Consider the following 20,905-nt stretch of genomic DNA (forward strand, 5'->3'; position numbering starts at 1 on the left):
GGCAGGTCAGCAGGACCAGTCCTGGTCCATGTCGAGGCCGCCCTCGCGGGGCTGGGTGAACGAGAACCAGTTGCCGGAGTCGTCGCGGAACAGCGCCTCCGTGCCGTACGGGCGCTCCTGGGGCTCCTGGAGGAACTCCACGCCCTTGTCCTTGAGCTTCTTGTAGTCGCCGTGGATGTCGTCGGTGGTGAGCACACCCGCGCCGAGAGCGCCCTTCGTCACGAGCTTCTTGAGCATCTCGGCGGACTCGGGGTCCATCGCGGGGCCGCCGGGCACCATCAGCGTCAGCTCGACGTCGGGCTGGTTCGGCGAGCCGACCGTGAGCCAGCGCATGCCGCCCTCGCCCATGGTCATGTCCGTACGGACCTCCAGACCCAGCTTCTGCGTGTAGAACTCCTTGGCGCGGTCCTGGTCGAGGACCCAGACGGTCGAGATGGCGAGACCCTTGATCATGGCGTGCTCCTGCTCTGACGCTGCGGCCGGTGGTGCCTGTGCTCTGCCACGGTAGGCAGCGGGGGTGTCAGCGCGCTTCTCCGGAATTGCGCTTCTCTGCAGCACCGGGGGCGGGGTGTTCGGCGCCGGGGGCACGGCGTTGAGCGCCCGGGGCGGGGCGTTGGGCACCGGAGGCGGGGACGGGGCGGTCGGCGGCGGGGCGTTGGGCACCGGAGGCGAGGGCAGGGCGGTCGGCGTCGGCGGCGGGGCGTTGGGCACCGGAGGCCGGGGCGGGCCGGTCGGCGTCGGCGGCGGGGCGTTGGGCACCGGAGGCGGGGGCGGGGCGGTCGGCGGCGGGGCGTTGGGCACCGGGGGCGGGGGCGGGGCGGAAGCCGCCGGCCCAGAGCATGGCGTAGCAGCCGGGGATGAGGGCGGCGCCCCGGCCCACGTGCTTCGTGCGGTACTCGCTCGGGGTGAGGCCCGTCCACGTCTTGAAGCGGGCCGAGAACGTGCCGACGCTGCTGAAGCCGACCAGGTGGCAGATCTCCGTCACCGACAGGTTCGCCGTGCGCAGCAGGTCCTCGGCGCGCTCTATGCGGCGGTGCGTGAGGTACTGGCCGGGGGTCTCGCCGTACGCCTCCTTGAAGGCGCGGATGAAGTGGTAGCGGGAGTACCCCGCGTGCGCGGCGACGGTGTCCAGGTCGAGCCCGGGGTCGGCCCAGTCCCGGTCCATCGCGTCCTTGGCCAGCCGGACCTGGCGCGTCCTGTCCATGCGACCGATGGTGACACGGGGGTACGACATCGGCCCCCGGCTCGGGTCCGGGCATGACGCAGGCCCCCGGGCGGTCACCTCCGGGGGCCTGCGTGCGGTGCGGTCAGACGGCCTCGACCACGGGCGGCTGCGCCGCCGGTGCGTCGGCCGTACCGTCCTCCTTGGGTCCCGCGCCCTTCAGCGGCACCTCCTTGACGAACACGGCCGCCGCCAGCGCGATGACCGCCACCACGGCACCGAGCAGGAACGCCGAGTGCGTGCCGGCGGACACCGCGTGCTGGTACGCCTCACGGACCAGCACCGGCAGCTTCTCCAGGCTCTTCGCGTCGAGCTGCGCCGACTGCTCGGTCACCTTGGAGCCCAGCGCGCCGCCCCGCTCGGCCATGACGTCCTGGACGCGGTTGTTGAACAGCGCGCCCATGATCGCGACGCCGAAGGAGGAGCCGAGGGTGCGGAAGAGCGTGGTGGACGAGGACGCGACGCCCATGTCCTTCATCTCGACGCTGTTCTGCGCGACGAGCATGGTGATCTGCATCAGGCAGCCCATGCCGAGCCCGACCACGGCCATGAAGATCCCGGAGGTCAGACGGGACGTCCCGGTGTCCATCGTGGACAGCAGGTACAGCCCGACGATCATCAGGGCGCTGCCGAGGACCGGGAAGACCTTGTACTTGCCGGTGTTCGTGGTCACCCGCCCGGCGACCATCGAGGTCACCAGCATCGCCCCGAGCATCGGCAGGAGCAGCAGTCCGGAGTTCGTCGCGGACGCGCCCTGCACGGACTGCTGGTAGAGCGGCAGGAAGAGCGTGGCGCCGAACATCACGAAGCCGGTGATGAAACCGATGACCGACATCAGCGTGAAGTTGGCGCTGCGGAAGATGTGCAGCGGCACCACCGGCTCCGCGGCCCTGGTCTGCCAGAACACGAACCCGACCAGGGCGGCGACCCCGATGCCGATCAGTTCCATGATCCGCGCGGAGCTCCAGGCGTACTCCGTGCCGCCCCAGGTCGTCACGAGCACGATCGCGGTGATGCCGACGGTCAGCAGCGCGGCGCCCAGGTAGTCGATCCGCGCCTGGGAGCGCTTCTTCGGCAGGTGCAGCACGGCGGTGACGGCGACCAGCGCGACCACGCCGAGCGGCAGGTTGATGTAGAAGGCCCAGCGCCAGCCCCAGTTGTCGGTGATCGTGCCGCCGACCAGCGGGCCGCCGATCATGGCCAGCGCCATGACGCCGGCCATCATGCCCTGGTACTTGCCGCGCTCGCGGGGCGGGATCAGGTCACCGATGATCGCCATGACGCCGACCATCAGACCGCCGGCGCCGAGACCCTGGACCGCGCGGAAGCCGATCAGCTCGCCCATGTTCTGGGCCATGCCGCTGAGCGCGGAGCCGATCAGGAAGATCACGATGGAGGAGAGGAACGTGCCCTTGCGGCCGTACATGTCGCCGAGCTTGCCCCACAGCGGGGTGGAGGCCGCGGTCGCGAGGGTGTAGGCGGTGACGACCCAGGAGAGGTGTTCGAGCCCGCCCAGCTCACCGACGATCGTCGGCATCGCCGTACCGATGATCATGTTGTCGAGCATCGCGAGCATCATCGCGATCATCAGCGCGAGCAGGACCACCCGCACGCTCTTGGGTTGCTTCTCCCCGGCGTCCGCCGCCGGTGTGTCCGTTGTCTCCGTCATCGCTCCCACTCCCCCAGCTACCGCTACTTACTTGTCGACCGGCTAGTGACTACACTCGGAAGCTAGCCGCGGAACTAGCCGGGCGTCAAGTAAGTTTTCTGGAAACCGGGCGGCGTAGGAGGATGGGCGGCACCATGGACGGCACCAGGCAGCGGCGCCGCGGGGACACCCGCCGGCGCATCCAGGACGTGGCCCTCGAACTCTTCGCGGAGCACGGTTACGAGAAGACCTCCCTGCGCGAGATCGCCGAGCGCCTGGAGGTCACGAAGGCCGCGCTCTACTACCACTTCAAGACGAAGGAAGAGATCCTCGTCAGCATCTTCGAGGACCTCACGCAGCCGATCGAGGACTTGATCGAGTGGGGCGGGCAGCAGCCGCACACCCTCGCGACCAAGCAGGAGATCATCCGCCGCTACGCCGACACCCTCGCCGAGGCGGCCCCGCTGTTCCGCTTCATGCACGAGAACCAGGCGACGGTCAGGGACCTGCGGATCGGCGAGTCTTTCAAGGGGCGCATCCAGCGTCTGCGCGAGATCATCATCGACCCGGACGCGGACCTGGTCGACCAGGTCCGCTGCGCCAGCGCCATCTTCACGCTGCACGCCGGGATGTTCCTGCTCCAGGACATGGGAAACGACCCCGAGGAGAAGAACAGAGCCGTCCTCGAGGTCGCCACGGACCTGGTGACCCAGGCCCACCGGGGAGCCGGAGGCTCCTAGCGGGCCCGTGCGGTCGGGCAGGTCAGACCTTCACGCCCTTGGCGCGCAGGAACTTCACCGGGTCGATCGCGGAACCGTAGTTCGGGGTCGTCCGGATCTCGAAGTGCAGGTGCGGGCCGCTGGAGTTGCCGGTGTTGCCGGACTTGGCTATCTCCTGGCCGGTCTTGACGATCTGGCCGATGTGCACCTTGACCTTGGACAGGTGGGCGTACTGGGAGTACGTGCCGTTGCCGTGCTTGATGACGATGGCGTTGCCGTACGCCGGGCCGTCACCGGCGCCGTTGCCGCCGGCCTTGACCACGGTGCCGCCGTGGGCGGCGAAGACCTGGGTGCCGCTCGGCACGGCGAAGTCCTGACCGCTGTGCTTGTGCGCCCACATGCCGCCGTTCTGGGCGAAGCTCGCGGAGAGCGTGTACTTCTTCACCGGGTCGACCCAGGAGGGCGCGGCCTTCTTGGCGGCGGCCTTGGCGGCGGACTTGGCGGCGGCCTTCTTCTGGGCGGCCTTCTTGGCGGCGGCGGCCTTGGCGGCCTTCTCAGCCTTCACGGCCTCGGCCTTGGCGGCCTTGGCCTGGGCGGCGGCCTGCGCCTGGACGGCACCGGCGGCCCCGGACGCGGCCGTGGTGTCGGCGGCGGACGCGACCCCGGCTCCCAGTGCGACCGAGACACCAAGGCCGGCGGCCAGCACGGTCGCACGGGTGCGGAGCTGGGACGTACGGGAAGAACGGGACGTGACGCGCTGGGACATCGAAACCTCGTGTGGAAGGGGACGGAGAAAACCACCCGGCGCACAACCGCTCGCCGTGTGGCCATCCCTTGGTAACCCGAAGTCCGACAAACGCCCAAAAGCGTGATCTACGACGCTACTTAGTAAATTAGCTCAGTGTTCTACGTCTCTTGACACAGCCGTCATTCGGGACGAATCAGGACACTGGCCAGCACTTCCGCCCTCGCACGGGCGGAAAAATCCCTTTCCTCCTGGTCCGTTATCCACTATTCCAACTAGTAACGGACATATCGCCTGTGCGGCATGTCACCGGAGGCCCTCTTCGGCCATTCCGAAAATGTGGCGCACGCCTCTAGGCGCCTACCGTCCGGTAACCCTACGGTTCCCCTCGCGCCACCCTCGCCCACAAGCATGCACACGACATGTTGCAGCGTCACGGACGTGAGAGGACCCCCACGACATGCAGACCCGACGCCCCTGGTTGCGCCGCGCCTCAGTGACCGCCGTCTCCGCGGCGGCCCTGGTGGCGATGGCCGCGCCGGCCGACGCCACGACCGCGGCCCCGGCCTCCACGACCGCCGCCGCGGCCACGTCGGCGGCCGCCGACGTCGACTACGGCACCTGGCAGAAGGACTGCCAGGCGGTGATGAACCAGGCGCTGCCCTATCTGAAGCAGCGGATAGCGGCCACGAAGCCGGGCGAGAAGCAGGCGATCGTCTTCGACATCGACAACACGACGCTGGAGACGGACTTCGGCTTCAGCTATCCGCAGCCGGCCAACAAACCGGTCCTGGAAGCCGCCAGATACGCGCAGGAGCGCGGCGTGGCCCTGTTCTTCGTGACGGCGCGGCCGGACATCATCGCCGCGTTCACCCAGTACAACCTGAAGCAGACCGGCTACCAGGGCTCCGGGCTCTACGTCCGCAACTTCATCGACCTCTTCAAGAACGTCGCCGACTACAAGACCGCCCAGCGCGCCGACATCGAGCGCAAGGGCTACACGATCATCGCGAACATCGGCAACAGCGCCACCGACCTGTCGGGCGGCCACGCCGAGAAGACCTTCAAGCTGCCGGACTACGACGGGCAGCTTTCCTGATCCCACCTGGTCAACTCCGGGTAGTCTCACCCCCGTTCGCGCGATCACGGGGGTGAGACGGGTTGGATCCGACGGTGCTCGGCGGCAGGCTGGCGTCCGCGCTGGTCGCGCCGCTGCTGAAGAGGCTCTTCCGCCCGGACGGGCCGGGAGCGGGCCTTGTCGACAAGCCCGTACGCGTGTCCGCTCTCGTGTCCTTCCGGGGCGAGAAACGCACCCTGGACGAGCGGGACGTCCGGACCATCGCCGCGCAGCTCGTCACACAGGCGGTGGACTCCCCCGGCGAGCAGCCCTTCCCGTCCGACGAGCGGATCGCCGTCACCGACACCCTCGCCCGCAGACTGCTCGCCCTCGGCGAACTGGACATGGACGACGTCCAGGCGGTCCGCCTGGGCCACCGCGAACTGGCCAGGAAGCTTCATTGCGCGGCACAGGCACCCGACGGTCTGTCCGCGGACTCCTGTCACTTCCTCGACCACGCGACCGACTGGGCGTGCCTGAACATCCTGGAGTTCTTCACCCGTCGTTCCACCTTCGTCGCCCGCTCCCTCGTCGAGCAGACACGGAGCCAGGCGGAACTGATCGCCAAGGTCGACGAGCTGATCAGCCGCACGCCCCGCCCGGACGCCCGCGACACCGCGTTCGAACGCCGCTACCTGCCGTTCGTCGCCGAGCGCCACAACCACATCACGATCTACGGTATCGACCTGCGCGACTCCACCGACCGCTGGCCGCTGGAGGTCGCCTATCTGACGCTGGAGGCGACCGCCGATCAGGAGCCCGGCCCCACCGCCGCGCCCGGCGACGATCCGCCGGCCCGCACCGGGCGGATGCCCGCCGACGAGATGCTGGACAAGGATTCCAGGGTGCTGCTGCGCGGCGACGCAGGCTCCGGGAAGACGACACTGGTGCAGTGGCTGGCGGTGACGGCGGCGCAGGAGGGCACGCACATCCCGTTCGTCCTCCCGCTGCGCACCCTGATCCGTACCGGCCCGCTGCCCGCTCCGGCCGCCTTCCTCAGCGCCGTCGGCTGCCCGCTGTCGCCGCCGGACGGCTGGACGGAACGCGTACTGGCCGCGGGACGGGCACTGGTCCTGGTCGACGGTCTGGACGAGATCCCGGCAGCGGACCGCCACGGCACCCGGGACTGGCTGCGCGCCCTCATCCACGCCTACCCCGGCAACCGCTGGCTGCTGACCACCCGGCCCACCGCCGTACGCCCCGAGTGGCTGTCCCAGGAGGGCTTCCGGGAACTGTCCCTGGCGCCGATGGGCCGGGCGGAGGTCGCCACCTTCGTCCACCGCTGGCACGAGGCGGCGCGCGCCCCGGAGTACGAGCAGCGGCTGCTGGACTCCCTGCGCACCAAGCGGGACCTGGCCCGGCTCGCCACCAACCCGCTGATGTGCGGCCTGATCTGCGCCCTGCACCGCGAGCGCCGCGGCTACCTGCCCACCGGGCGCAAGGAGCTGTACGACGCGGCCCTCGCCATGCTGCTCTCCCGACGCGACCGGGAACGCGGCATGGGCACGGTCGAAGGGCCGGAGCTGGGCGAGGCGGCCCAGCTCGAACTGCTCCAGCGCATCGCCTACGCCTTGGTGCTGAGCGGCCGGACCGAGATGGCCTTGGACACGGCCGGGAGGATCGTGGAGCGGGCCCTGCCCGCGCTGGCACCGGCGGCCGGGGCGGGGGACGCGCCGGCGGTCCTGCGGACCCTCCTGCTGCGCAGCGGGGTGCTGCGCCGTCCGGCCGAGGACGTCCTGGACTTCGTCCACCGCACCTTCCAGGACTACCTGGGAGCCCGGCACGCGGTGGAGGAGGGCCACCTCGACGTCCTCACCCGCCATGCCGACGACACCCAGTGGGAGGACGTCATCCGCATGGCCGTGGCCCACGCCCGGCCCCACGAACGGGTCTCCGTGCTGGGGAAGCTGCTGGCCAGGGACACTCCCCGGCTCACGCTGCTGGCGCTGGCCTGCCTGGAGCACGCGACGGCGCTCGACCCCACGGTGCGCACCGAGGTGGAGAGACGGGCCTCCGCGCTGATCCCGCCGCGCACGACCGTGGCCGCGAGGGAACTGGCCGAGGCCGGTCCGCTGGTGCTGGAGCTGCTGCCGGGACCGGAGAGCCTGACCAGGGAGGAGGCGCGGGGCGTCGTGGTCACCGCCTCGGTCCTGGCATCGGAGGAACCCGACGGGGCCCTGACCGTGCTGCGCCGCTTCCGGGACCATCCGGACCACGGCGTCCGGCGGCAGCTGGCGGGCACCTGGCACCGGTTCGGTGCCGAGGAGTACGCGGCCGAGGTACTGGACCACCTCGACCGCTCGAACCTCTACCTCACCTGCGAGTCACCCGCCCAGCTGACGGCCCTCGCCCGGATGCGTCCCTGGCCCGCGCTCACCTTCGAGGGCCCGCACAGCGCCGAGGACATCGTGGCCGCCGTACCGGAGTCCGCGACGGTGACCACGCTCGGCATCCACCGGAACGCGCGGCTGACGGACTTGGGCGCCCTGGGAGGCTTCACCTCGCTGAAGAGGCTGACCCTCTTCGAGTGCCCGGACGCGACGGGCCTGGACCGGCTGCGGTCGCTGCCGCTCACCGAACTCGTCCTCGCCCCCGTCGCCGACCTGGCGGGGCTGCGGTCCCTGCCGGCCCTGACGGTGCTCTCCGTGACCCAGGAGCTGCCCGGCACCGACCTCACCGACGCCCTGCCGGCCACGGCCCCGCTGGACTTCCTCTTCCTGGGCCGCCACACCACCGACGCGACCGGGCTGCGCGGCCTGGGCCACTGGCGCACCCTGCGCACGCTCAGCCTGGGACCGCTGACCACGGAACTGACGGCGGCCGACTGGCAGGAGGTCGCCGCGCTCCCCGGACTGACCCACCTGTTCCTGAACGCGTCGATCATCCGGGATCTGCCGGCCTCCATCGGGTGCATGCCCGAGCTGCCCGGGGTCGAGGTGCTGCGGATCCCCTCGATGGATGGCACCGAGCATCTCGCCGCGCTGGCGTCCCGGCTGCCCGGGGTGCACTCGGTGATCCTGGGGAACCGGCCGGGGCATTCCTTCCCGGTGTCCGGTTTCCAGTCGCTCTTCCCGGACGCGGACCTCACCCTGGACTCGCGCTGAGGCGCGAGCCGCCGGCCGTGGGGGCCGTCGGACGGACCGGGGACCCTGCCCCCCGGGCGCAGCACGAAGTGGGGCCACCGCCCGAAGGCAGTGGCCCCACTCGGTGTCAGGAGCGTCCCCGCAGGGTCACGCGTCCTTGCTCAGGTTCGGACCCGTGCCACCGGCCGCCTGCTCGATCGGCGGGACGTCCGGCAGGGCCGCCTTCTCCTCGCCGCGGAAGGTGAAGGTCTTGGTTTCGCCCTCGCCCTCCGTGTCGACGACCACGATGTGACCGGGGCGCAGCTCGCCGAAGAGGATCTTCTCCGACAGCGAGTCCTCGATCTCGCGCTGGATGGTGCGGCGCAGCGGACGCGCACCCAGCACGGGGTCGTAGCCCTTCTTGGATAGCAGCTCCTTGGCGGACTGGGAGAGCTCGATGCCCATGTCCCGGTCCTTCAGGCGCTCGTCGACCTTGCCGATCATCAGGTCGACGATCTTGAGGATGTCGTCCTGGCTGAGCTGCGGGAAGACGACCACGTCGTCGACGCGGTTGAGGAACTCGGGCCGGAAGTGCTGCTTGAGCTCGTCCTGGACCTTGTTCTTCATGCGCTCGTAGTTGGTCTTCGTGTCACCCGAGGCCGCGAAGCCCAGGTTGAAGCCCTTGGAGATGTCCCGGGTGCCGAGGTTGGTCGTCATGATGATGACCGTGTTCTTGAAGTCCACGACCCGGCCCTGGGAGTCGGTCAGGCGACCGTCCTCCAGGATCTGCAGCAGCGAGTTGAAGATGTCCGGGTGGGCCTTCTCGACCTCGTCGAAGAGGACGACCGAGAACGGCTTGCGGCGGACCTTCTCCGTCAGCTGGCCGCCCTCCTCGTAGCCCACGTAGCCGGGGGGCGAACCGAAGAGGCGCGAGACCGTGTGCTTCTCGCTGAACTCCGACATGTCGAGGGAGATCAGCGCGTCCTCGTCGCCGAAGAGGAACTCGGCGAGCGCCTTGGACAGCTCGGTCTTACCGACACCGGACGGGCCGGCGAAGATGAACGAGCCACCGGGACGCTTCGGGTCCTTCAGACCGGCACGCGTACGGCGGATCGCCTTCGACAGCGCCTTGACGGCGTCGTTCTGGCCGATGACCCGCTTGTGGAGCTCCTCCTCCATGCGCAGCAGGCGGGAGGACTCCTCCTCGGTGAGCTTGAAGACCGGGATGCCGGTGGCGGTCGCGAGGACCTCGGCGATCAGCTCGCCGTCGACCTCGGCGACGACGTCCATGTCGCCGGCCTTCCACTCCTTCTCCCGCTTGGCCTTGGCGGCGAGGAGCTGCTTCTCCTTGTCGCGCAGGGAGGCGGCCTTCTCGAAGTCCTGCGAGTCGATCGCGGACTCCTTGTCGCGGCGGACGCCGGCGATCTTCTCGTCGAACTCACGCAGGTCCGGCGGCGCGGTCATCCGGCGGATGCGCATCCGGGAACCGGCCTCGTCGATCAGGTCGATCGCCTTGTCCGGCAGGAAGCGGTCCGAGATGTACCGGTCGGCCAGGGTGGCGGCCTGGACCAGCGCCTCGTCGGTGATGGAGACGCGGTGGTGCGCCTCGTACCGGTCACGCAGACCCTTGAGGATCTCGATCGTGTGCGGCAGGGACGGCTCCGCGACCTGGATGGGCTGGAAGCGGCGCTCCAGGGCCGCGTCCTTCTCCAGGTGCTTGCGGTACTCGTCCAGCGTCGTCGCACCGATGGTCTGGAGCTCACCGCGGGCCAGCATCGGCTTCAGGATCGAAGCGGCGTCGATGGCGCCCTCGGCGGCACCCGCACCGACCAGCGTGTGCAGCTCGTCGATGAACAGGATGATGTCGCCGCGGGTGCGGATCTCCTTGAGGACCTTCTTCAGGCGCTCCTCGAAGTCACCGCGGTAGCGGGAGCCGGCGACCAGCGCGCCGAGGTCCAGGGTGTAGAGGTGCTTGTCCTTGAGGGTCTCGGGCACCTCGCCCTTGACGATGGCCTGGGCGAGGCCCTCGACGACGGCGGTCTTGCCGACGCCGGGCTCACCGATCAGCACCGGGTTGTTCTTCGTACGGCGGGACAGCACCTGCATGACCCGCTCGATCTCCTTCTCGCGCCCGATGACCGGGTCGAGCTTGGACTCACGAGCGGCCTGGGTGAGGTTCCGGCCGAACTGGTCGAGGACCAGGGACGTGGAGGGGGTGCCCTCGGCAGGACCGCCGGCGGTGGCGGTCTCCTTGCCCTGGTAACCGGAGAGCAGCTGGATGACCTGCTGCCGCACCCGGTTCAGATCTGCGCCCAGCTTCACGAGGACCTGGGCGGCGACGCCCTCGCCCTCGCGGATCAGGCCGAGCAGGATGTGCTCCGTGCCGATGTAGTTGTGGCCCAGCTGAAGGGCCTCGCGGAGCGACAGCTCCAGGACCTTCTTGGCACGGGGGGTGAAGGGGATGTGGCCGGACGGGGCCTGCTGGCCCTGGCCGATGATCTCCTCCACCTGCTGGCGGACCGCCTCGAGCGAAATCCCGAGGCTCTCAAGGGCCTTGGCGGCGACACCTTCACCCTCGTGGATCAGGCCCAGGAGGATGTGCTCAGTGCCGATGTAGTTGTGGTTGAGCATCCGGGCTTCTTCCTGAGCCAGGACGACAACCCGCCGCGCGCGGTCGGTGAACCTCTCGAACATCGTTAATCGCTCCTCAGAGCGGTCAGGCAGTGGGGGGAACTTCCCCTCCCTGTCCTTCCGCAGCTTAGTCCCGCAAGCGGGGACCGCTCATTCCAACTGCCGACACCGTCCTTGGCCTCCTGACCCCGAACGCCGACATCTGCTCCAACCCGATGGTGCGAGACGATGTTCCCGCAGGCCAGGCAGATACCCCACTCGCCAGTACGCCGATGGCGAACGTGAGACGTCCTTTCCTGCGTGTCGCCCCCTCCCACTAGGGATGTCTTACCCGCGGGGACCGGAAGACCATGCCGAGCGCCCCGGTTCCCTCCGCTACGGGCGAACAACCTTGCGCCTCCCCACACCACTCGCGCGCCCCCATTCGGCCACGCTGCGCACCCGACAGGCGACCCGGCGTAACCAACGCGGCCTTCCTGCTGTTGCACGTGGCATGTTCGGCGCCCCTCCGCCCGTGACCGCATCCTCGTCCCCGCTCGTTCCGCTCCCCCGCCGGCCGCTCGCCCCGGCCGGCGCGAGCGATCAGGTCCGGCGGTGGTACGAGAACGAACTGGGGTGGCCCACGGTGCCCGGCGACCCACTGCGCCTGGTGGTGGGGGTGCGCTACGACGTCCTGGACGTGCCCGCGGAGGTGGGGTACGCGTCGCTGCGGCACGCGCCGTCGGGCTCTCCCGTGGCCGTGCGCGGCGACCGGATGCTGCTCTGGGTGGCCGCGGGCAGCGCGGAGGAGCTTCCGGGGCTGCTGGAGTGGCTGGACTGGGGGGACCTGCCGCTGGATCTGGTCGCGATCGGCGCGGGCGGCCTCATGGAGGCGCCGTCACCCCCGGAGCCTCACGGGGAGAGGGCGGTGCCGTCGTGCCCGTCGCACGCCCCGGCGCCCTGCGGGGCCGGTGTCGCGCCCGCTCCGCGGGGCCGGTTCGGTTCCCAGGGGGCCGCTGTGTGGCTGCGGCCCCCCGAGCCGGGATGCGAGGTCGAGGCCTCGCTGCCGACGCTGTCGGCGCTGGGGGGCGCTGGGGACGCCCCCGATCTCGTGCGGCTGGTGAGCGCGGTGGCCACGCGGTGCCACCGGATCCGGCTGCGGCGCGCGGGCGCCCAGCCGCCGGCCGTGCGTACGCAGGGTCGGTAGTGCCGCTGTTCAGCCGTTGGCCTTCTCGTAAGCCTCGCGGATGGTCGCGGGAACACGGCCGCGGTCGTTGACCTCGTAGCCGTTCTCCTTCGCCCAGGCGCGGATCGCCGCGGTGTCCTGGCTGCCGCTCGACGCGGCGCGCGCCTTTCCGCGCCCGCCCGAAGCACGGCCTCCGGTACGACGACCGCCCTTCACGTAAGGCTCGAGAAGGCCACGGAGCTTGTCCGCATTGGCAGTGGTGAGATCGATCTCGTACGTCTTGCCGTCCAGCGCGAACGTCACGGTCTCGTCCGCCTCGCCACCGTCGAGGTCGTCGACAAGAAGGACCTGAACCTTCTGTGCCACCGGATTTCCTTTCATCGATATCTTCAGGGCCGGGGTGTGCCGGCGTCCGCCGTATCGCCGTCCCCTGTTATATGCAGTACTGCAGTACCTCGGAAAGCAAACCGCTTTTGCCGGAAAAACACAAACCCTCGGCTGAGACCGGCAGCCCGGGCTCGGTCCGGAAACGTGCGCGTTTCGGACATAGGGAACCGGGGCAGGGCGGCCCGGCGGAATATGCCTTGACGAACCGGCCGTGCCCACTTGCGGCCGGCCGGCATGCGGCGATCACAGATGCAAGAGCATCCGGCTGTTGCCCAAGGTGTTCGGTTTCACTCGTTCGAGTCCGAGGAACTCCGCGACACCCTCGTCATAGGAACGCAGGAGCTCCGCGTAGACATCCGTGTCGACGGGTGTCTCGCCGATCTCCACGAAGCCGTGCTTGGTGAAGAAGTCGACTTCGAAGGTCAGACAGAAAACCCGGCGAACGCCGAGCCAGCGGGCGGTCTGCAGCAACTTCTCCAGCACACGGTGTCCGACACCCGCGCCCTTCAGGCCGGGCTTCACCGCGAGAGTGCGGACTTCCGCGAGGTCTTCCCACATCACGTGCAGGGCGCCGCAGCCGACGACCTCGGCGTTGTCGTCCCGTTCCGCGACCCAGAACTCCTGGATGTCCTCGTAAAGCGTCACCGTCGCTTTGTCGAGCAGGATGCGGCCGCGCACGTAGGCGTCGAGGAGGCCGCGGACGGCCGGGACATCGCTGGTGCGGGCCCGCCGGACGGTGATGGCTTTTGCGGCGGCTTCGGGGCTCTTCGCGGACATGACGGGACGCTATCGCCCGTCCCGGTCCTGAGCGGAGGCGGGGTTCTCCGGAGGGGCTTCCCCGGGTTCGGGCCGTTCGGGCCGTTCAGGCTGTTCGGGCTGTTCGGGCCGTTCCGCGGATTCCGACGGTTCGGTCGGTTCCTGGGTTTGTGGACCCTGCACGATCCGTACGGCATCGCTGAGTGACTGCCGCTGTTCCTCGCTCATCATGCCGAAGAAGGCGACGAGAGCGGCGGCGGGGTTGTCGCTCTGCGACCAGGCGTCGTTCATCAGGGCGGCCGCGTAGGCGGCGCGGGTGGAGACCGCCTCATATCGATAGGCACGGCCTTCCGCCTCGCGGCGCACCCAGCCCTTCTGATGGAGATTGTCCAAAACGGTCATCACGGTGGTGTACGCGATGGACCGCTCCTTCTGAAGATCTTCCAGGACTTCTCGAACGGTCACCGGGCGGTTCCACTTCCACACCCGCGACATGACCGCGTCTTCGAGTTCTCCCAATGGGCGAGGCACAGCTCAGAACAATAGTGGGAGATCCCGGTAATGGCGTGGCGGACGTGCGCTTCACCGGCGAACGTGAACAAAAAGGGCGTACGGCTCGGAAGTGCGGGCCCCGCGGGGTGCGGGTCCGCCGAGTCGTACGCCCTCGGGAGGGGTGGGGTCAGGCCTCGGCCTTCGGGGACGGCGCGCCGGACTGGCGGGCGCCCTCCACGCGCGCGAGGGCGGCGTCCACGGCCGCGTCCTCCTTGGCCTTGTTGGCGCCGCCCTGGGTCTTCACGATCACCCGGATCACGCCGACGAAGAAGACGGCCATGACGGCCGGGGGCAGCAGCGCGGAGACGTAGTCCATGGCTCCAGAGTAGCCACGTCAGCCCGCGGCGAGCTGCTGGGGGTTGGCGGGCGGGGGCGGGGCCGGCTTGCGGCGCGGGAAGACCTCGCCCGGGGTGGGGATCGGGCGTGAGGGCTTGGGTGTGCCGGGCGCGGGCGCCGGAGCGGGGGCGGGTTTGGGGGGTGCGGGCTTGCGTGCGGGTTTCTTCTCGGGCTGCTTCTCCGGGCCGTCGGCGGCGTCACCGGCCGGGGCGCAGCGGCCGCCGGGGATCGCCAGGAGACGGGTGCGGGAGCGGGAGCCGGGGACGACGGCCGCGGGGACGGGCGCGGTGGCCGCGGGGGCGGGCGTGCAGCGGTCCAGGAGGGCCGCCGCGGCGGGATTGCCGCGCAGGGCGCTCAGGGCGGCCAGGTCGTCGGGGAGGGGGCGGTAACCGGCCCCCAGGGCCTCGTCCAGGAGTGCGAGGTAGCCGGCGGCGGTGCCGGGGAGGGCTGCGCGGTACCGGCCCAGGTCGGCCACGAGGAACGCGCGCAGCCTGGCTCCTTCCCGCAGCGCCTCGTCGAGCGACTCTGCGAGACGGAGACAGTCCTGGACGTCTTCGGCCGAGGCGGGGGTGGGATGGAGGGCAAGGGCGAGAGCGCGGCGGAGCACACGCAGCTCCTCCACACCGAACGCCATGCCGCCGCGGGATCCGTAGGGCGTGGGCATGCGGCGACGATACGCGCTAATCAGACAAATCGCGCATAGGGGGCGGGTGTGGCGCGGAGGACCACTCGTCCCGCCCAGGGGGCCTCGCCCGGCCCGGGCGGGGTGGGGCGCGCCGGACCACTCGTGCCACCCAAGGGGCGTCGCCCGGCCCGGGCGGGGTGGGGCGACGGACCACTCGTGCCGCCCGGGGGTCTCGTTCGGGCCGGCCGGGGGTGGGGCGCGTGTGAGGACCCGCGCCGGCGGCGTGAGCCGGACGGGAGGGCCCCGGGGGGCGGCGGCGCGGGTCCGGCCGCGTCCCCGGCCCGGTGGCCGCTCACATGCGGGACACGTTCCGCTCGTACACAAGGCGCAGCCCGATCAGCGTCAGCCACGGTTCGTGCTCGTCGATCACCGACGACTCGCCCAGGACCATCGGCGCGAGACCGCCCGTCGCGATGACGGTGACGTCGTCGGGGTCCTGCGCCAGCTCGCGGGCCATGCGGTTGACGACGCCGTCGACCTGGCCGGCGAAGCCGTAGATGACGCCCGACTGCATCGCCTCGACCGTGTTCTTGCCGATGACGCTGCGCGGCCGGGCCACCTCGATCTTGCGGAGCTGGGCGCCGCGGACGCCCAGGGCCTCCACGGAGATCTCGATGCCGGGCGAGATGACCCCGCCGACGTACTCGCCTCGCGCGCTGACCGCGTCGAACGTCGTCGCCGTGCCGAAGTCGACGACGATGGCCGGGCCGCCGTAGAGCTCGACCGCCGCGACCGCGTTGATGATGCGGTCGGCGCCGACCTCCTTGGGGTTGTCCATGAGGATCGGCACGCCCGTCTTGACGCCCGGTTCGACCAGGATGGCCGGCACGTCGCCGTAGTAGCGGCGGGTCACCTCGCGGAGCTCGTGCAGCACCGAGGGGACGGTCGCGCAGATGGCGATGCCGTCGATGCCGTCGCCCAGCTCGTCCCCGAGAAGCGGGTGCATGCCCATCAGGCCCTGGAGGAGGACCGCCAGTTCGTCGGCGGTGCGGCGCGCGTCCGTGGAGATGCGCCAGTGTTCGACGATCTCGTCTCCGTCGAACAGGCCGAGGACGGTGTGCGTGTTTCCTACGTCGATCGTCAGCAGCATGGCCCGTACCGCCCCTACTCCGCCGGCCGCAGGTCCAGGCCGATGTCCAGGATCGGCGAGGAGTGGGTGAGGGCTCCGACGGCGAGGTAGTCGACGCCGGTGTCGGCGTACGCCTTGGCGTTGTCGAGGGTGAGGCGGCCGGAGGCCTCCAGGGCGGCGCGGCCCCGGACGATCTCGACGGCCTCGGCGCACTCGGCCGGCGTGAAGTTGTCCAGGAGGATCAGGTCGGCGCCGGCGTCCAGGACCTCGCGGAGCTGGTCCAGGGTGTCGACCTCGACCTCGATGGGGACGTCGGGGAAGCGTTCGCGGACCGCCCGGAAGGCCTGGGCGACGCCGCCCGCGGCGACCACGTGGTTGTCCTTGACCAGTGCCGCGTCCGACAGGGACATGCGGTGGTTGACGCCGCCGCCGCAGCGGACCGCGTACTTCTCCAGGGAGCGCAGGCCCGGGGTGGTCTTGCGGGTGTCGCGGACCCTGGCCCTGGTGCCGTCCAGGACGTCCGCCCACGCGCGCGTGGCCGTCGCGATGCCCGAGAGGCGGCACAGGATGTTCAGGGCGCTGCGCTCGGCGGTGAGCAGGTCGCGGGTGCGGGTGGTGACGGAGAGCAGCTTCTGGCCCGCCTCGACGCGGTCGCCGTCCTCGGCGTGGCGCTCGATCTCGAGCTCCTCCTCGCAGACGACCGAGATGACCGCCTCGGCGACGCGCAGGCCGGACACGGTGCCCGCCTCGCGGGCGGTGAAGTCGGCCGTGGCCACCGCGTCCTCGGGGATGGTCGCCACCGTCGTCACGTCCACGCCGTGGGCCAGGTCCTCCTGGAGGGCCACGTTGGCGATGTCCTCGACCTCGACGGGGTCGAGGCCCGCGTCGGCCAGGAGCTGGGCGAGTGCGGGGTCCAGACCGCACTCCAGGTACGCCTCGTCGTCCGCGCCGCAGGCGCAGCCGTCTCCGCAGCCTCCGGCGGAGGCGAGGGGAAGGTCGGGGGTGCTCACGTCGGTCACTGCTCCTGGGGGGCCTGGGTGGGGAGGGTCGGGGGGAAGTGTGTGGTGTCCGTGGTGCGCACGGCCAGCGTGCGGTCCGGATTCAGGGTGACGACGATGTGGCGCCGCCAGGTGGCGTCGTCGCGCTCGGGGCGGTCCTCGCGCCAGTGGCAGCCCCGGGTCTCCTCGCGCAGCAGGGCGGCGGCCACCAGGACGCGGGCCACGCACAGCAGGTTGGTGGCCTCCCAGGTGTCGACGCCGGCCTCGGCCGTCTTGCCGTTCTCGGCGAGGGCCTCCCGGGCGTCGGTGTGCAGGCGCTGGAGCTGGTCGGCGGCCTTGCTCAGGGAGCCGGCCGAGCGCAGGACGCCCGCCCCGCCCGTCATGATCCGCTGGATGGCGAAACGGGCTTCCGGGGTCTGCAGGGGGTGCTCGGGGATCTCCGGGTGCGGGAGCGGCTGGGGGACGCGCGCGTGCAGGCCGTTCGCCGCGATGTCGTCCGCGATGCGCTCGGCGTAGACGAGGCCTTCGAGCAGGGAGTTGGACGCCAGCCGGTTGGCTCCGTGCACGCCGGTGCAGGCGACCTCGCCGCACGCGTACAGGCCGGGGACGGTCGTCCGGCCGTGGGAGTCGGTACGGACGCCGCCGGAGGCGTAGTGGGCGGCCGGGGCGACCGGGATGGGCTCGGTGACCGGGTCGATGCCGTGGGCGCGGCAGGCGGCCAGGATCGTCGGGAAGCGGTGCTCCCACATCTCGGCGCCGAAGTGCCGGCCGTCGAGGTACATGTGCTCGGCGTCCTGCTCCAGCATGCGGCGCAGGATGCCCTTGGCGACGATGTCGCGGGGGGCCAGTTCGGCGAGTTCGTGCTGTCCGAGCATGAAGCGCACGCCGTCGGCGTCGATCAGGTGGGCGCCCTCGCCGCGCACGGCCTCGGAGACCAGGGGCTGCTGGCCCTCCGCGTCGGGGCCGAGGAACAGCACGGTCGGGTGGAACTGGACGAACTCCAGGTCACTGACCTCAGCGCCCGCCCGCAGCGCGAGCGCCACGCCGTCGCCCGTCGACACCGACGGGTTGGTGGTCGCGGAGAAGACCTGGCCCATGCCGCCGGTCGCGAGGACCACGGCGGGGGCGTGGACGGCCCCCACGCCGTCGTGCTGGCCCTCGCCCATGACGTGCAGGGTCACCCCGGCGGTGCGGCCCTCCGCGTCCGTGAGGAGGTCCAGGACGAGCGCGTTCTCGATGGTGCGCATGCCCCGCGCGCGGACGGCCTCGACCAGGGCGCGGGAGATCTCGGCGCCGGTGGCGTCACCGCCGGCGTGGGCGATGCGACGGCGGTGGTGGCCGCCCTCGCGGGTCAGTTCGAGATCGCCTTCGGAGGACTCGTCGAAACGGGCGCCGGTCTCGATGAGGCGGCGTACGGCGCCGGGGCCCTCGGTGACGAGGAGCCGGACCGCGTCCTCGTCGCACAGGCCCGCGCCCGCGACCAGCGTGTCGTCGAGGTGCTGTTCGGGGGTGTCGCCCTCGCCGAGGGCCGCGGCGATGCCGCCCTGGGCCCAGCGGGTGGAGCCGTCGTCGAGACGCGCCTTGGTGACGACGACCGTCCGCAGGCCCGCGGCCTCGCAGCGCAGGGCGGCGGTGAGCCCGGCGACGCCGGAGCCGACGACGACCACGTCCGCGGCGATGGACCACCCGGCGGCGGGCGCGTGCAGACGTATGCCTGTGGTGGTCACGAGGCGGCTCCGAAGCGTGTGAAGGTGAGCGGGACGTTGTCGATCAGCCGGGTCGCCCCGACCCGGGCGGCGACGGCGAGGACCGCCTCGCCGGTGAAGTCGTCCCCGATCTCGGTGAAGTCGGACGGGTCCACCAGGGCGAGGTAGTCCAGCACGAGCGGCGGATCGAGGCGGGCGGCCTCGTCCAGGACCTGGCGGGCGGCGGCGCGGACGGCCGACGGGCCGCCCGGGACGGCCGTCGCCACGGCGTGCGCGTCCGCCGCCGCACGGGACTCCCCTATGGCACTCAGCGCCTCGGCACGCGCGCGCGTGGCGGGCACTTCCCGCGCCCGGGCCCGCAGCGCCTCCTGCGCGGCATGCCGGTCCTGGCCCGCGAACAGCGCCCCCGACAGGGCGAGGGCGGTGCGCCGCTCGGCGGCCGACAGGTAGCGGTTGCGGCTGGACAGGGCCAGTCCGTCCTCCTCGCGGACGGTGGGCACGCCGACGATCTCCACCCCGAAGTTCAGGTCCCGCACCATGCGGCGGATCAGGGCCAGTTGCTGGGCGTCCTTCTGGCCGTACAGGGCGACGTCGGGACGGGTCAGGTGCAGCAGCTTGGCGACGACGGTGAGCATGCCGTCGAAGTGGCCGGGCCGGGAGGAGCCCTCCAGTCGCTCGCCCATGGGGCCGGCGGTGACGCGGACCTGTGGTTCGCCGCCCGGGTACACCTCGTCGACGGTGGGGGCGAACACGACGTCCGCGCCCGCCTCCCCGGCGAGTTCGAGGTCGGCGTCCAGGGTGCGCGGGTAGCGGTCGAGGTCCTCGCCCTGGCCGAACTGCAGCGGGTTGACGAAGACGGTGACGACGACCTCGCCGTCCGGCCCGGCGAGGCCGCGCGCGGTGCGGATCAGCGTGGCGTGGCCCTCGTGCAGGGCGCCCATGGTCATCACGACGGCGCGGCGGCCCGCCCGCGCGCGTGCGTGCAGGTCGGCGGCGGTGCGCAGCAGGGTGGTGGTCATCGGGCGTCCCCTTCGGTGCCGTCGGTGCCGTCGGTGCCGTCGGTGCCGTCGGCCCCATGGCTGCCGTCGGTCCCATGGCTGCCGTGGGGGCCGTCGGTCCCATGGCTGCCGTGGGGGCCGTCGGTCCCATGGCTGCCGTGGGGGCCGTGGGGGCCGTCGGTCCCGTGAGCGAGTACCCCGAGGAGGTCCTCGGCGAGTTCCGGCTTCAGCAGGCCGTGGGCCAGGGCCCGGTCGGCGGTGGCCCGGGCCATCGCCAGGTAGCCGTCGACGGCTTGGGGGGCGTGCCGGCGCAGCTCGGTGACGTGCGCGGCGACCGTGCCGGCATCACCGCGCGCGACCGGGCCGGTGAGGGCCGCGTCGCCGGAGCGCAGGGCGTTGTCCAGGGCCGCGCCCAGCAGCGGTCCGAGCATCCGGTCGGGGGCGGCGACACCGGCCGCGCTCAGCAGCTCCATGGACTGGGCGACCAGCGTGACCAGGTGGTTGGCGCCCAGGGCGAGCGCCGCGTGGTAGAGCGGCCGGTTCTCCTCGGCGATCCACTCCGGCTCGCCGCCCATCTCGATGACCAGCGCCTCCGCGGCCAGGCGCAGCTCCTCGGGGGCGGTGACGCCGAAGGAGCAGCCCGCCAGCCGCTGGACGTCCACGGGCGTGCCCGTGAAGGTCATCGCGGGGTGCAGGGCGAGCGGCAGGGCGCCCGCGCGCAGGGCGGGGTCCAGGACCCGCGCGCCGTACCGCCCGGAGGTGTGCGCGAGGAGCTGCCCGGGCCGGACGGAGCCGGTGTCGGCGAGGCCGGTGACGAGCCCGGGCAGGGCGTCGTCGGGAACGGTCAGCAGCACCAGGTCGGCCCGCTTCAGGACCTCGGCGGGCGGCATCACCGGCACGTCAGGCAGCAGGTGCGCGGCGCGGCGCCGGGAGGCGTCCGAGACGGCGGAGACGGCGACCGGGCGGTGCCCGGCGAGCCGCAGGGACGCGGCGAGCGCGGGACCCACACGGCCGGCGCCGACGACGCCGACGGTGAGCCGCGCGGGGCGGTCCTTGGGGTCTGGCTGTGGCGTTGTGTTCACTCGACGGCGGCCTTCCCGTTCCAGTCC

At 71.4% G+C, this 20,905-nt stretch carries 18 protein-coding genes and 1 pseudogene; 4 read left to right on the top strand and 15 right to left on the bottom strand.

Going from position 1 to position 20,905, the window contains the following annotated elements:
- Positions 1-6: 6 nt before the first annotated feature.
- The 3 genes and pseudogenes from ACFV20_RS16310 to ACFV20_RS16320 form a co-directional block, all read right to left on the bottom strand.
- Positions 7-453 carry a VOC family protein gene (locus ACFV20_RS16310; RefSeq protein WP_385656937.1) on the bottom strand — a complete coding sequence of 149 codons (447 nt, stop codon included), beginning with the start codon at positions 451-453 and terminating at the stop codon, positions 7-9.
- Between the two features lie 355 nt (positions 454-808).
- Positions 809-1,204, bottom strand: a pseudogene (locus tag ACFV20_RS16315) (helix-turn-helix transcriptional regulator); the annotation flags it as partial.
- A gap of 103 nt (positions 1,205-1,307) precedes the next feature.
- A complete protein-coding gene (locus ACFV20_RS16320) occupies positions 1,308-2,891 on the bottom strand; it encodes an MDR family MFS transporter (protein ID WP_385656940.1) in 1,584 nt (527 codons plus the stop codon).
- Positions 2,892-3,013: 122 nt separating this feature from the next.
- On the opposite strand from ACFV20_RS16320, the gene ACFV20_RS16325 reads away from it, so the two are divergent.
- Positions 3,014-3,610, top strand: coding sequence for a TetR/AcrR family transcriptional regulator (locus tag ACFV20_RS16325; protein WP_385656942.1), 597 nt, complete (start codon positions 3,014-3,016; stop codon positions 3,608-3,610).
- A gap of 22 nt (positions 3,611-3,632) precedes the next feature.
- Here ACFV20_RS16325 and ACFV20_RS16330 read toward each other — a convergent pair whose 3' ends face one another.
- Positions 3,633-4,355: a M23 family metallopeptidase gene (locus ACFV20_RS16330; RefSeq protein ID WP_385656945.1), complete on the bottom strand. Its 723-nt coding sequence runs from the start codon at positions 4,353-4,355 to the stop codon at positions 3,633-3,635.
- Between the two features lie 439 nt (positions 4,356-4,794).
- Here ACFV20_RS16330 and ACFV20_RS16335 point away from each other — a divergent pair, with 439 nt between their 5' ends.
- Both ACFV20_RS16335 and ACFV20_RS16340 read left to right on the top strand, forming a co-directional pair.
- Positions 4,795-5,433: an HAD family acid phosphatase gene (locus ACFV20_RS16335; RefSeq protein ID WP_385656948.1), complete on the top strand. Its 639-nt coding sequence runs from the start codon at positions 4,795-4,797 to the stop codon at positions 5,431-5,433.
- Between the two features lie 62 nt (positions 5,434-5,495).
- Positions 5,496-8,555 (top strand): NACHT domain-containing protein, encoded by a 3,060-nt coding sequence (locus ACFV20_RS16340; protein ID WP_385656951.1) that lies wholly within the window; start codon positions 5,496-5,498, stop codon positions 8,553-8,555.
- 126 nt (positions 8,556-8,681) lie between these two features.
- Here the strand turns inward: ACFV20_RS16340 and ACFV20_RS16345 are convergent, their stop codons facing one another.
- Positions 8,682-11,207 carry an ATP-dependent Clp protease ATP-binding subunit gene (locus ACFV20_RS16345; RefSeq protein WP_385656954.1) on the bottom strand — a complete coding sequence of 842 codons (2,526 nt, stop codon included), beginning with the start codon at positions 11,205-11,207 and terminating at the stop codon, positions 8,682-8,684.
- A 430-nt stretch (positions 11,208-11,637) separates the two neighbouring features.
- Between ACFV20_RS16345 and ACFV20_RS16350 the strand changes: the two genes are divergently transcribed.
- Positions 11,638-12,330 carry an SCO3374 family protein gene (locus ACFV20_RS16350; protein ID WP_385656957.1) on the top strand — a complete coding sequence of 231 codons (693 nt, stop codon included), beginning with the start codon at positions 11,638-11,640 and terminating at the stop codon, positions 12,328-12,330.
- Positions 12,331-12,339: 9 nt separating this feature from the next.
- On the opposite strand, the gene ACFV20_RS16355 is transcribed toward ACFV20_RS16350, so the two are convergent.
- From ACFV20_RS16355 to ACFV20_RS16400, 10 genes are all read right to left on the bottom strand, one after another.
- A complete protein-coding gene (locus ACFV20_RS16355) occupies positions 12,340-12,675 on the bottom strand; it encodes an Lsr2 family protein (RefSeq protein ID WP_010048839.1) in 336 nt (111 codons plus the stop codon).
- Between the two features lie 264 nt (positions 12,676-12,939).
- On the bottom strand, positions 12,940-13,473 hold the full coding sequence (locus ACFV20_RS16360; RefSeq protein ID WP_234850358.1) for an amino-acid N-acetyltransferase: 534 nt from the start codon (positions 13,471-13,473) through the stop codon (positions 12,940-12,942).
- A 9-nt stretch (positions 13,474-13,482) separates the two neighbouring features.
- Positions 13,483-13,947: a BlaI/MecI/CopY family transcriptional regulator gene (locus ACFV20_RS16365; protein ID WP_385657268.1), complete on the bottom strand. Its 465-nt coding sequence runs from the start codon at positions 13,945-13,947 to the stop codon at positions 13,483-13,485.
- 184 nt (positions 13,948-14,131) lie between these two features.
- Positions 14,132-14,320: a hypothetical protein gene (locus tag ACFV20_RS16370; RefSeq protein ID WP_385656962.1), complete on the bottom strand. Its 189-nt coding sequence runs from the start codon at positions 14,318-14,320 to the stop codon at positions 14,132-14,134.
- Between the two features lie 18 nt (positions 14,321-14,338).
- Positions 14,339-15,004, bottom strand: coding sequence for a hypothetical protein (locus ACFV20_RS16375; RefSeq protein ID WP_385656964.1), 666 nt, complete (start codon positions 15,002-15,004; stop codon positions 14,339-14,341).
- A 313-nt stretch (positions 15,005-15,317) separates the two neighbouring features.
- Positions 15,318-16,115 carry a type III pantothenate kinase gene (locus tag ACFV20_RS16380; RefSeq protein WP_385656967.1) on the bottom strand — a complete coding sequence of 266 codons (798 nt, stop codon included), beginning with the start codon at positions 16,113-16,115 and terminating at the stop codon, positions 15,318-15,320.
- 14 nt (positions 16,116-16,129) lie between these two features.
- Positions 16,130-17,104: a carboxylating nicotinate-nucleotide diphosphorylase gene (gene nadC / locus ACFV20_RS16385; RefSeq protein ID WP_385656970.1), complete on the bottom strand. Its 975-nt coding sequence runs from the start codon at positions 17,102-17,104 to the stop codon at positions 16,130-16,132.
- A 5-nt stretch (positions 17,105-17,109) separates the two neighbouring features.
- Complete coding sequence (locus ACFV20_RS16390) at positions 17,110-18,819, bottom strand: L-aspartate oxidase (protein ID WP_385656972.1); 1,710 nt, start codon at positions 18,817-18,819, stop codon at positions 17,110-17,112.
- On the bottom strand, positions 18,816-19,817 hold the full coding sequence (gene panC, locus ACFV20_RS16395) for a pantoate--beta-alanine ligase (RefSeq protein WP_385656975.1): 1,002 nt from the start codon (positions 19,815-19,817) through the stop codon (positions 18,816-18,818). Before panC ends, ACFV20_RS16390 begins: the two co-directional genes overlap by 4 nt.
- On the bottom strand, positions 19,814-20,878 hold the full coding sequence (locus ACFV20_RS16400; protein WP_385656977.1) for a DUF2520 domain-containing protein: 1,065 nt from the start codon (positions 20,876-20,878) through the stop codon (positions 19,814-19,816). Before ACFV20_RS16400 ends, panC begins: the two co-directional genes overlap by 4 nt.
- Positions 20,879-20,905: the final 27 nt, after the last annotated feature.

The sequence above is a fragment of the Streptomyces sp. NPDC059696 genome (genome assembly GCF_042733745.1).
Lineage (GTDB): Bacteria > Actinomycetota > Actinomycetes > Streptomycetales > Streptomycetaceae > Streptomyces.